Origin of the sequence: Streptomyces sp. KLMMK, assembly GCF_036961605.1 — a bacterium.
GTDB classification, from domain to species: Bacteria; Actinomycetota; Actinomycetes; order Streptomycetales; family Streptomycetaceae; genus Streptomyces; species Streptomyces telluris.
The window spans coordinates 1-2,424 of record NZ_JBAMDC010000625.1 but is presented as its reverse complement, the minus strand read 5'-3'; the positions used below and the strand labels follow the sequence as shown (position 1 = coordinate 2,424).

At 73.2% G+C, this 2,424-nt stretch carries 3 protein-coding genes; 2 read left to right on the top strand and 1 reads right to left on the bottom strand.

What is annotated here, in order from left to right:
* The coding region (locus V7793_RS36440; protein WP_336013962.1) for a hypothetical protein at nucleotides 1-889 on the bottom strand (889 nt) is incomplete at its 3' end.
* A gap of 236 nt (nucleotides 890-1,125) precedes the next feature.
* Between V7793_RS36440 and V7793_RS36435 the strand changes: the two genes are divergently transcribed.
* Both V7793_RS36435 and V7793_RS36430 read left to right on the top strand, forming a co-directional pair.
* Nucleotides 1,126-1,755 (top strand): papain-like cysteine protease family protein, encoded by a 630-nt coding sequence (locus tag V7793_RS36435; protein WP_336013961.1) that lies wholly within the window; start codon nucleotides 1,126-1,128, stop codon nucleotides 1,753-1,755.
* Between the two features lie 4 nt (nucleotides 1,756-1,759).
* A partial coding sequence (locus tag V7793_RS36430; RefSeq protein WP_336013960.1) for a hypothetical protein occupies nucleotides 1,760-2,424 on the top strand: 665 nt, incomplete at its 3' end.

Sequence of the window (2,424 nt, the reverse complement as noted above, 5' to 3'; positions counted from 1 at the left end):
ACCCCCCCCCCCCCCCCCCCACCACCCCCCCCCCCACCCCCCCCCCCCTCCCCGCGCCCGCCGAGGTGCGGGTGAAGCGCAGGCAGTGCGCGGGCAGCTCGGCGGCGTCGAAGCGGACCTGCAGGACGTACTGCCCGCCGGCGAAGCTGAAGCCGCGCACGTACTCGCTGCTGGGCCCCGCGGTGCCGTCCTCGAAGCCGTAGCCGAAGACGTACGTGTCCCCGGCCCGCAGCCGGGTGTCGAAGAGCAGCTCCGCGACGAGCACGCCGGCCGCCGTGTGCCACCGCACCCGGCCGACGCGGCAGTTCTCGTTCGCCCGCACGGCCACCCGGCCGGGGTCGCAGCCCCGGTCCCCGTGGTGGATGGCGAGGTAGCGGTCCACGCCGTCGCGGTGGGCGCGCACGACGTGGTGGGAGTCGCGCCCCTGCAGCTCCCGGCCGGCGCCTATGCGGACCCGCTCCAGGTGGCACACGGTGTGCAGGCCGCCGTCGGAGGGGGAGCCGAGGTCGGCCAGGAGCCGTTCCAGGGCGCGGGACTCCTCGACCAGGGAGCGGTACGAGCGCGCGGCGGGCCGCTCGGCACCGGTGAGCGGGGAGGCCGGCTCCAGCAGCCGGGTCAGCGAGTGGGCGGGCAGCTCCAGAAGCTCCTCCAGCGCCCGCACCGCCCTGAGCGACTCCGCCCGCTGCGGCCGGCGCGCGCCCTGCTGCCAGTAGCTGAGGCTCGTCACGCCGACGTGCACGCCGCGCTGCGCGAGGCGGTGCTGCACCCGGTGCAGCGCGAGTCCCCGTGCGCTCAGCGCGGTCCGCAGCGCCACGTGGAAGGGCCCGGTGCGCAGCGCGAGGGCCAGTTCGGCCTCGGTCGCGTCGCCGTCCGCGCGTCTGCGTGCCATCCGTCCCACCCCTGCGCCTCTGTGAATATTCACCAGCGGTGAATGCGGCGGGGGCCGCCGGACCGCTGTGATCCTCATGGCCGGGCAGCGGACGTTCACATCCGGTACGCCTTGTTCACACCGTCGGCTCACCGAGCATTGAAGCCGGTTGACCATTCACTGACAACTCCCTGATGCTCCTGACCAGCGTCCGGACGCGCCTCCATCACCACCCCCCCGCCTCGGGAGGAACGTCCATGTCCCGTGCATCGGCACAACTGAACAACCCCGGAAGGCCCCGCATACGCGGCAGACGGCTGTCCACCGCAGCCGCCGTGGCCGCCGCCCTGCTCCTCGCCGTCCCCACCACGGCGTCCGCGGCAGGCGGCGACCAGCCCTCCCTGCGCGCCTCGAAGAAGCTCGACATCACCATGCAGGCCCAGCAGAAGAGCAATTGGTGCTGGGCCGCCTCCGGCAACACCATCGCCACCTGGCTGGGGCGCAACTACACCCAGAACCAGTTCTGCAACGCGGCCTTCCGCCGCCAGATGGGCTCGGAGTGCCCCAACAACCAGGCCACGCTGGGCAATGTGCAGACCGCCCTCCAGTGGGCGGGCATCAACCCCGGTTCGTACGTGAGCGGATGGCTGCGCTACCCGACCGTGCAGAACGAGGTCAGCGCCAACAGGCCGGTGGAGACGCGCATCCAGTGGTCCTCCGGCGGCGGCCACATGCACGTCATCTACGGCTACGACGACGCGAACCAGTTCGTCTACTGGGGCGACCCCTGGCCCTCCAGCAACCGCTACAACTGGGCGTCCCACAGCTGGTACGTCAACAACAACAACTTCTCCTGGACCCACTCGCTCTACCGGATCGGGGCGTGACGTCATGACCGGCCGGATGCACCAGCAGCAGTACGTCCGGAGGAACGCGGCCCGTGCGGCGGCCGCCGGCGCGCTCACCGCCGCCCTCCTCGGCCTCGCCCCCCTCGCGCACGCCGCCACGCCGGCGCCTCCCGCGGCCCCCACCGCCGCCGGAGTCTCCGCCGCGCACGAGGCGGCCGCCTCCTCCTCGACCCTCGGCACGCTGTCCCGCTTCTTCGCCCGCGACGGTGCGGTCGCCGCGGCGAAGGCGCAGCCGAGGATCGAGGGCGCGACGGTTCCCGTCTACACGCTCTCCCCGGAGTTCGTGGCGGGCAAGGACGGCGCCCCCGTCGCCACGCTCGACTTCCTCGCCAGCAAGGCCGTCTCGTCCGACGGGCAGAAGGCGTCGGTGTGGACGGCGCGCACCGGCGGCGACTGGAAGGTCGTCAACATCGCCACCGGGGACGACGAGACGCGCTACGCCGCCGAGGGGGCGCAGAAGCTCGGCGGCGGCACCGTCTTCCGTGAGCCGCAGATCGACGCCTGGTACGTCCAGCGCGGCGACAAGGTCCTGCCGCTGGACGCCGACGCCGTCCGTGCCGTCGGCGCGCAGGGCACTACGCTCGACGGCTACCGCGCCCGCGTCCACAAGGCGTACGGCGACAAGCTGCCCGGCTCCGCGTACGCGAA